Genomic DNA, 8,350 nt, shown 5'->3' with positions numbered 1-8,350 from the left:
CTGCTCCCCTGCCCCTCTGCCTTTCTTCCCTTCTGCCTTCCTAAAGAACTATTTAGAATTTATTAAGAAATGTAAATGAAATTAAGGTTATGATTTAGTTAGATTAGTAATACTCGATTTCATGCTCAACTCTAACCTGCCGGAACCGGAATTGCTGAAAAGCGTGTTACAACCTTTACTGCAAGATTTTCAGTATTGGTTTGGTCGACCGCGCACTCTACTGGAAACAGAAACCATATCTTTTTTAGAGTCTCAGCAGCAATCCGATTTATTAAATCGGGTGAAGCAGGCTCAAAATGAGGTAAGTACAGTGCAGGTAATGTTTCATGCAACTGGCAGTCAAGTTGGTGTAGAAACAACAACGCTGTTTCAGTGGCACCAATTAGTTGCCGAATGTTGGAAGATTTCCATGCGACTTCGGATGGAACAAGCGAATGGGCAGAATAATGATTCTTAGATGATTAGATTTAGGATGTCTGCTCAAAAAAAGTTTTGTTGATGTTTGCTTAATCTGTGTTGATTGCTTTATAAATCAAAGTGCTGTAAAAAATTTTTTGACTAGGAGGAGGATTTCTATGTTGCACTTGCTTTACATATTAGCTTTTACTTGTTTGGCGTTTTTAGCTGTGGGTAATTTGATTCGTAACTTGATTAGAATTAGTGCTGACTACCAATACAGCACTTCTCCGGCGAGTCAAAGATATCCTCGTCGCGATCGACCAGTTCCACATCCAGAATTTATTGATGATTCGGGAAATTTTATTGATGAACCTTTACTTATTATGAAGTCGATCGCAGTTGAAGATGCCCGCCAAAAATTAGAATCTCTTTACGAAAGTCCTCCAGAAAATTCTGCTCCATAATCTTTAAATATGGACGGACTAAGATTTAATAAATTTAATTAAAAAATCCCCGTCTAGTTTTAGTTTTGACGGGGATAACACTGGAGTGTTTACAACGAACGGGGGAGTTTATCTCAGTACGGAAATATTATTAGCAACCCAGTGTTTTTTGCGGCTGTTTTCTTTGTGTAAAACAGATATTTTTTGTATTTCTACATCACAGGCAACCTGAGAAGGAAGCACTGACTTTTGTATATGAGAAATTTGTTCTACTAGGTTTTGCCAGTTGACTTTTTCGAGGTTTTCTAACACTAAATGGGCGTTTCCTACTCGTTCAATTGGCCCTAAACCTATTACTGACATTCCGCCTGCTTTGGCTGCTGTTACTCCAGCTTCAGCATCTTCGATTACTAAACATTCGTTGGGTGGTAATTTTAATTGTAGAGCAGCGTGGAGGAAAGTGTCGGGTGCTGGTTTCGGTTTAATTACACTGTAACCATCTGCGATCGCATCCACTTTATCCAAAATCCCCAAACGTTGCAAGACTTCTTTAGCATTTTTGCTAGATGAACCGATGCCAATTCTAATGTTATTGGCTTTTAATTCAGCTAACAAATTGCTAACTCCAGGTAACAAATCGGCGGGGGAAAGATCTTGAATAAATTCCAAGTAATAACGATTTTTCCGCATCATCATTTCGTGGAATTTTTCTTCGCTGATTTGGCGTTCTTCCAAAATATATAACAATGATTCTCTTCTGGGCAAACCGCGTAAAGCTTCGTTAATTTGCCAATCGAAAGGTAAACCTTCTTCATCAGCTAATCTTTGCCAAGCTAAATAATGATACTCAACAGTATCAGTAATTACGCCATCTAAATCAAAAATTACACCTTTAATTGTCGTTGGTTTGAGGTCGAATTCATACAAGCGATCGCGCCATTGAAAACGGAACTTTAACCTTTTCCAACCAGGTGGTAATTTTGGTGTAGCAATCGGACCATTTGCAGTTAATTTCACCCCAGCAAAACCAAAGACTATTGCTTGCCAAACTCCACCAGCAGAAGCCGCATGAATGCCTTCATCGGCATTTCCCCGCACATCTTCTAAATCTACTAAAGCCGATCGCATGAAGTGAGTATAAGCTTCGTCCAATTTATTCAAATCAGCAGCTAAAATAGCGTGAATTGCAGGGCCTAAAGAAGAACCATAAGTATGATCGGTGCGAGGTTCGTAATAATCCCAATTCTTTTGCAAGGTTGCGCGATCGTACTTATCGCGCAGCAAATACATCAACATTAAAACATCAGCTTGTTTGAGAACTTGTCGCGCATTTGCGCCTTCAATACCCAAAATAGCTTGCATCGAACGAGTGCGAGGTTCATAATCAGCTAAATTGATATCTTCACGACCGAAAAACCCTTCAAATTCCTCAATTAAACCAGTTTCTTTGTCGTGCAAAATCAAAATTTTGTCAATGATATCTGCCCATTTTGCTAACTGAGTCGAAGTAATATCCAGTTTTTGTTCTAATTCCCTTGACCAATCAGGATATTCTTTTCGTAGCCAAGATAACACTACAATAGCTGTTTGCAAATGCCATTGCACCATGCTATTAGTAAAAGCACTATTATCTACGAGTTCGTGATTTTCATCAGGGCCGATCGCATTTTTGAGTTCGTAACAATTGCGATCGCCATTCCACTCCACACAACTCGCCCAGAAATTCGCCGTATCTAAAATAATTTCCGCCCCATAATCGCACATCCAATCATCATCTTCCGTAGCTTGCCAATATTGCCAAACTGCATAAGCCACATCAGAATTAATATGGAGTTCGCGATCGCCACACCAAATCCGAATCAACTCACCACTCGGAGTCGGAACCCAACGCGGAGTCACTTCTTCCCCAGTCGCCGCACTTTCCCAAGCAAACATCGCCCCCGCATAACCCGCCGCTTTCGCCTTCTTTCTCGCCCCAGCTAAAGTGTGATAGCGATAAGTCAACAAATTTCGTGCCAACTCCGGTTTAGTAAAAATTAGGAAAGGAACCACGAAAATTTCCGTATCCCAAAAAACATGACCGCGATAAGCAAAACCAGAAAGAGTTTTTGCCGGAATACTAACCTTATCGTCATCCCTTGGCGCAACAGCCAAAATTTGAAATAAGTTATAACGAACAGCTAATTGTGCTTTAGAATCTCCCTCAATTAACACATCACAAGTTTGCCACTCTCGTGCCCAAGCGTGAATATGCAACCGACGCAGCATCTCATAACAGCTGTTTCCCGACTCCCAACCATAGAATAAATCTTTGAGTTTTTCTTGGGCAGTTTGGGCGGGATTTTTGCAATCTCTAGAAGTGAAAACAGTAACAATCTTTTCTATAGTTACAGTTTTTCCTGGTTGCGCCTGAAAACAGCTAGTCACCGTCGGATAACCTTGGCAACCCAAACTTCGCAGCAAGGTATTCTCGCAAGACACACTTAGATGAGTTGCCATTCCTAATTCAATATTTGTGTGGCGGCTACGCATCAGCAACCATGCACTATTATTATGTATGCCTTGATCCAACCAGTTCCAGTGCATTACGCCTTGGTTATCAGCATAGCCATTAATACTCGCTTGTACTTCCACCAAACCAGAAAAATTGACTGGTGTAATCAAACAACGAATTGCTAAAACGTGCCGATCGGCTAAACTGGCGAAACGTTCAAATTGCAGATTTACAATCTGTCCGTTTGGACTTTGCCAACATACACGACGTTGCAGTAGTCCTTGGTTTAAGTCAAGCCGACGCTCATAATCTAACACTTTACCTTGGTCGAGACGAAACCGTTCTCCCTCCAACCAAATAGCCAAAGATAGCCAATCAGGACAGTTGATTAATTCTGTATGTACTACGGCTACATCATCATAAACACCGTGAATGAAGGTGGCTGGTTGATCGTTGGGATAACCTTCTTCAAAAGTGCCACGAGTTCCCAAGTAACCATTCCCCAAAGTGAAAACTGTTTCTTGATGGTGCAACTGTTTAGAATTGAACTGAGTTTCCACTACAGTCCAATCGGCAGTGTTAGCTGAAGTTGGTTTTGCAGAGGGTTTACTGAGTGTTTGCATCTTGGAATAATTGCCTGCTGGTAAGTTCGTTTAACTGTACAAAGAAAAATTGAGCCAAATATCTTCACAACCGCCTTGTACTCTGGCTTTGCTTTGTCGCACCCAGTTTCAACAATGCGGAAAGAACAAGAAAGAGAAAAGCTAATCAAGCTTTTCTCCTTTTAGGAATCCCCCCAAAGAGGTAGAAAATTGCTATAGCTCAAAGAATTGATGCGAAACGATACATTTTTTAATACAAATTTTACAAATTTTAATAAAAACTCAAGTAGAAATTTATCGATCGCACCAACAACTAGAAATCCTAAACTCCCCCAATACCGTTTCATGCAAGGAAGTTTTACCCGGATTTTTTCTCAACCTGCAAAAAAATTGGTTAAGCATATTTGTCAGGAATAATGGTGCGTTACGTTGCACTAACGCACCCTACTTTCTGCTTCTTACGTAACACCTATTTCAGCAAGTCTTCATCTGAATCACTGAGGAATCCCGGTAAGAAATCCGGGTTTTCTATTTGTTGCCAAGTGTAGGGAACTTCGGATGGAAAAGTTTGATACTCCATTAACGTTTCCCTAACAGCCAAGTCTATCCCGTCTGGATAAGCCTCTTGTATTGCTTCCTCCAAATAAGGTTTCAAGCTAGGGTTTTTTTGAAGTAACTTAGCAATTTTTCTCCGTTGTTCACGAATTGTTGCCACCCAACTTCTAGACCTTTTGCTTGGTTGATATTCCCACTTCAACAAGTGTCCAAGTAAAACTCCCAGTCGATTTACTAACTCTTGTTGCTGTTGTTTACCCAAAGAATCTATTTCCTCAATCAAATTTTCAATGTCAAGGCAATCTAATTGGTGTTGACGTAAGAACTCTGCTTGTCTTTGTGTCCAAGCATAAAAGTCAGTTTCGTAAAGGTTAACCAATGGAAGGTTCATTGTTTCTTCTTCAGATGGCTTTATACTCATCTTAAGCCTCAATTACTACTCGTAAATTGCCGCGTTTTTTCGCTACTCGACAAGAAGTTGTATTTCCCGATCGCTGAAATTCCAGATCCAATAAAGTTGAACCAACCTTGAGATTTTGCAGATACAAAGAACTAATGGATTCTGGCAAAGCCGGATCGATAATTCGCAAGCAATTATTCGGCGCATCTGGAACCAAATTAATCATCATTTGTAGTAGTTGAAAAATGCTACCAGTCGCCCAAGCTTGCGGCGAACAAGCCACAGGATAACGTACTGGATCGTTGTCGCCATCGCGTTCGTAACCACAAAAAAGTTCTGGGGGACGTTGATAAGGTTGGGCTAAAGTCATGTCAATTAAACCTTGGAAAACTTCCAATGCTTGATCGATTAAACCCAAACTACGGATTCCCATTGCAATTAAAGCATTATCATGAGGCCAGACAGAACCGATATGATAACCCATTGGATTATAAGCGGGAGATAAACTGCTTAAAGTGCGAATTCCCCACCCATTAAACATATCTGGAGCCCGCAATCTTTCGGCAACACTATATGCTTTTTCTGGGTTAAGAATTCCCAAAGCTAAACAATGACCTGGATTGGAAGAAATGCTATCAACTTTGTTACCATCGCCATCCAAAGCTAAAGCACAAAAACCTTGGTCTTCTACCCAAAAGTCCCGATTAAATCGCATTTTCAAATCTCTAGCTTCATCTTGCCAGCGATCGGCTAAATCCAAGCGTTTTTTCATTTTAGCAATTTCGGCTAATCGCACTTTTGCCGAATAAACGTAAGCTTGAACTTCGCATAAAGCAATTGGTGGTTTAGCTAATTTACCTTCACGATCGACAATACAATCACCTGAATCTTTCCAACCTTGATTAACTAAACCTCTTTGCGATCGAACAGCATAACGTAAATAGCCTGTTTCTGGCAAATTGCGATCGATCCAATCCATCGCCGCTAACGCATTAGGCCACAATTTTTCTAAAGTATCTCTATCAGCTGTCCAAGAATAATATTCCGCATAAAGCATTAACCACAAAGGCGTAGCATCCACCGTTCCGTAATAGGGAGTATGGGGAACTTCTTGACAACGCGCCATTTCTCCAAAGCGTAGTTCGTGTAAAATTTTCCCTGGTTGTTCGTCGCGCCAATCATCATCTACTTTGCCTTGATACTCAGCTAAAACTGTTAATGTTTCCTTGGCAATATCAGGATTTAACATTAAAGTTTGGGAAGCAACAATAATCGAATCTCGTCCAAATAATGTAGAAAACCAAGGTACTCCCGCCGAAAGTGCGGTAAACTTTTCAAAAGATTGCCGCAGTAAATACACATCTTGTTGTGCGCGATCGATCACCTGATTAAAAATAGCTTTATCTAAACTAATGCGAGTAGTTTGTTGTACCCAATTTTGTTCCTCCATCAACTCTGCTGCTTTCGCTTGGTTAAAAGTAACAGGTGCATCTAATCGGGAAGTTGGTCGATTATTGGTAAACATTTGTAGCCGATAACCGATTTTTTCTTTTTCATGAGATGCTAAAGTTAACTCCCAAACCGCAGTGTTACCTTTAAAGAAGTCTGGTTGGCGATCGTTAAATTGAATCCGCGACTCCATAATCACGCCATCCAAACCTTGATAAGCTAAAACTAATTCTCCAGTCTCTTCTTCGATCGGTTTATCATCTTTAATTGCCCGTAAAATTCGCCCCCGTTTTTCGCGATTAAATCCTCGTACTTCAAACAAATCTACAAAATCAGCATCAAAACTTAAGCTGAGTTGAAAACTCACCTCGTTGGTGCTGTAATTGCAAATTTCAACTGTGGAAAACAAAGCACCATTCAACAGCAATTCTCGACGAATACCCAAAGTCTCAGGTGGCAAATGATTAGCAATTTTTGGATTTGTACATAATACGGCTAGAGAAAAACCTTTATTTGCGGTACTATTGAGCAAAACTGGAGAGTGCCCGTCTATTTGTAATTCTAAGCGACTGAGAAATCTAGTATCGGAGCAAAATAACCCCATACTGGCGTTAACATCACTTCTTAAACTAGAAGCGATATTACCCAAAGTATCTGTAACTAAAAATAAATCATTATCTTTAATTGTCAACGTTGGCTGTGGTTCTTCGTTGAGTACACAAGGCCATTCAGGAATCGGTAATTCTTCTACACTAACAAAAGTTCTGCCTTCTAGTTCGATCGCATCCATCTTCATAATCAAAAACTAAAAAAATCTGCATTCCTGTATTCTAGAAACTAATTTCCAGTAATGCAGGTAGCAGTTTACAATCAAATTGCTGAAATTCAGAAAACCGTTAAGATTAAATTAACAAATCCTCAGATATAGTATAAAAATTTGCAGTTACCGAGCCGGAAAAATGCCAGATTCATTAATGTATAGCGAAGATAACTTCGTCGTCCTAGAAACTAATCAGCCAGAACAATTCCTAACTGCCGCCGAGTTACTAGAAAAACTAAAAAATATTTTGGCACAGCGGCAAGACGATTTACCCAGAGATTTACAAAAACTTTCATCTTTAGAAGCACAAGCCCAGCATTTACTCAATACATATTATGAATTCGATCTCGGCCTCGGACAATATTTACAATGGTACGCCGTGCGCCTGGAGAAATGAGCTCCTGGAGCTCCTCTGCTCCTGGAGCTCCAGGGGCAGAGGGCAGAAGTTAAAGGTAAAAATCCCCTTGTCTCCCCATCTCCCCTAGTAAAATCAGGAGCCATTAAATAATTGAAAAGTTTGTCTACCAAACCGTTTTAATTTTTCTTCCATTTCCGGGACTGGTTGATATTCACCAACGATACTCCAATTTTCCACAGTGGAAAATCGCCAAGCTAACCCTTGATGATTAAAACCTGCAATTTCGATGCCGATCGCTCGCCGCGAACCTTCCACCGGATCTTGATAAAATCGAATTTGCACCAGCATACTTCGGCATTGAAACCTGCGACTCCACCCAGGAAGATGAAAACCAATATCGATCGAATCAGGATCGACTAACTCCCTAGTATCAGCATCATTTTGCCAAGGTTTCAAATCTGCCTTAGCATCGGGAAACTCGGACTTAAACGAATTAACAACGGCAGCAATTTTACTCGCAACTTCAATACTAGTGGCTTGTTGAGCAGCATTCACTGTTGTCGTTCCTTAGAGTTTAAATATTGCTTTGATTTTGGCGAAACAGTGTAACAATTTATGACTAAATTCGCAACATAAAGAAAGGCAGAAGGCTTTTTGAAGGCAGAAGGCAGAAGGCTTTTTGAAGGCAGAAGGCAGAAGGCAAGAAAGGCAGAAGTTAAAAGGCAGAAGGCAGAAAGCAGAAGGCAGAAAGCAGAAGGCAGAAGGCAGAAGGGAAGAAAGGCAGAAAGCAGAAGGTAAAAGTTAAAAATTCCCCTTGTCCCCTTGTCCCC

At 40.5% G+C, this 8,350-nt stretch carries 8 protein-coding genes; 4 read left to right on the top strand and 4 right to left on the bottom strand.

Annotated features, from left to right (window positions below):
* Positions 1-121 precede the first annotated feature (121 nt).
* Together IQ264_RS29925 and IQ264_RS29920 are read left to right on the top strand one after the other, a co-directional pair.
* Positions 122-457 (top strand): DUF2605 domain-containing protein, encoded by a 336-nt coding sequence (locus tag IQ264_RS29925; protein WP_193985910.1) that lies wholly within the window; start codon positions 122-124, stop codon positions 455-457.
* A 118-nt stretch (positions 458-575) separates the two neighbouring features.
* The gene (locus IQ264_RS29920; RefSeq protein ID WP_193985908.1) at positions 576-863 is read left to right on the top strand and encodes a DUF2973 domain-containing protein; all 288 of its coding nucleotides are present in this window, start codon (positions 576-578) and stop codon (positions 861-863) included.
* 108 nt (positions 864-971) lie between these two features.
* Here the strand turns inward: IQ264_RS29920 and pgmB are convergent, their stop codons facing one another.
* From pgmB to IQ264_RS29905, 3 genes are all read right to left on the bottom strand, one after another.
* Complete coding sequence (gene pgmB, locus IQ264_RS29915) at positions 972-3,959, bottom strand: beta-phosphoglucomutase (protein ID WP_193985906.1); 2,988 nt, start codon at positions 3,957-3,959, stop codon at positions 972-974.
* Between the two features lie 448 nt (positions 3,960-4,407).
* The gene (locus IQ264_RS29910) at positions 4,408-4,914 is read right to left on the bottom strand and encodes a DUF29 domain-containing protein (protein ID WP_193985904.1); all 507 of its coding nucleotides are present in this window, start codon (positions 4,912-4,914) and stop codon (positions 4,408-4,410) included.
* A 1-nt stretch (position 4,915) separates the two neighbouring features.
* Complete coding sequence (locus IQ264_RS29905) at positions 4,916-7,138, bottom strand: amylo-alpha-1,6-glucosidase (protein ID WP_193985912.1); 2,223 nt, start codon at positions 7,136-7,138, stop codon at positions 4,916-4,918.
* 163 nt (positions 7,139-7,301) lie between these two features.
* Here IQ264_RS29905 and IQ264_RS29900 point away from each other — a divergent pair, with 163 nt between their 5' ends.
* Positions 7,302-7,559 carry a chlororespiratory reduction protein 7 gene (locus tag IQ264_RS29900; RefSeq protein WP_193985902.1) on the top strand — a complete coding sequence of 86 codons (258 nt, stop codon included), beginning with the start codon at positions 7,302-7,304 and terminating at the stop codon, positions 7,557-7,559.
* A gap of 93 nt (positions 7,560-7,652) precedes the next feature.
* Here the strand turns inward: IQ264_RS29900 and IQ264_RS29895 are convergent, their stop codons facing one another.
* Positions 7,653-8,075 carry a hypothetical protein gene (locus tag IQ264_RS29895; protein WP_193985891.1) on the bottom strand — a complete coding sequence of 141 codons (423 nt, stop codon included), beginning with the start codon at positions 8,073-8,075 and terminating at the stop codon, positions 7,653-7,655.
* 124 nt (positions 8,076-8,199) lie between these two features.
* Here IQ264_RS29895 and IQ264_RS33565 point away from each other — a divergent pair, with 124 nt between their 5' ends.
* Positions 8,200-8,325: an AraC family transcriptional regulator gene (locus tag IQ264_RS33565; protein ID WP_193985889.1), complete on the top strand. Its 126-nt coding sequence runs from the start codon at positions 8,200-8,202 to the stop codon at positions 8,323-8,325.
* Positions 8,326-8,350: the final 25 nt, after the last annotated feature.

This window comes from [Phormidium] sp. LEGE 05292 (assembly GCF_015207735.1).
GTDB lineage: Bacteria > Cyanobacteriota > Cyanobacteriia > Cyanobacteriales > Aerosakkonemataceae > Floridanema.
This window is presented reverse-complemented; position numbering and strand designations above follow the sequence as displayed.